The 424-nt window shown below is 65.8% G+C and carries 1 protein-coding gene; it reads right to left on the bottom strand.

Annotated features, from left to right (window positions below):
• The coding region (locus G3I60_RS44090; RefSeq protein WP_343242015.1) for an ACT domain-containing protein at positions 1-424 on the bottom strand (424 nt) is incomplete at both ends.

The raw sequence follows: 424 nt of genomic DNA, 5'->3' as shown, positions 1-424 counted from the left end.
TGTCCTTGGTGACCGGGATGTGGTGGAAGGGGATGCCGTACGACTCGACCAGCTCGGCGAAGGTCGGGTGGTTGGAGACGACGGCGGCGATGTCCACCGGGAGGGCGCCGATGCGGGCGCGGAAGAGCAGGTCGTTGAGGCAGTGGCCGAACTTGCTCACCATGAGGACGATCCGCATGCGCTCCTCGGAGCGGTGGATCTGCCACTCCATGCGGAAGGAGTCGCCGATGGCGGCGAAGGAGGCTCGGAGATTCTCGACGGAGACCGGGGAGCCGGCCGAGAAGGAGACCCGCATGAAGAACAGGCCCGTGTCGTGGTCGCCGAACTGCTGGCTGTCCTCGATGTTGCAGCCGGTCATGAAGAGGTAGCTCGACACGGCGTGGACGATGCCTTGCCTGTCGGGGCACGCGAGGGTGAGGACGTA

It is taken from the genome of Streptomyces sp. SID13666, assembly GCF_010548325.1.
GTDB lineage: Bacteria > Actinomycetota > Actinomycetes > Streptomycetales > Streptomycetaceae > Actinacidiphila > Actinacidiphila fildesensis.
Note: the sequence above shows the minus strand (reverse complement) of the source record. Positions and strands in the feature narration are given on the sequence as shown.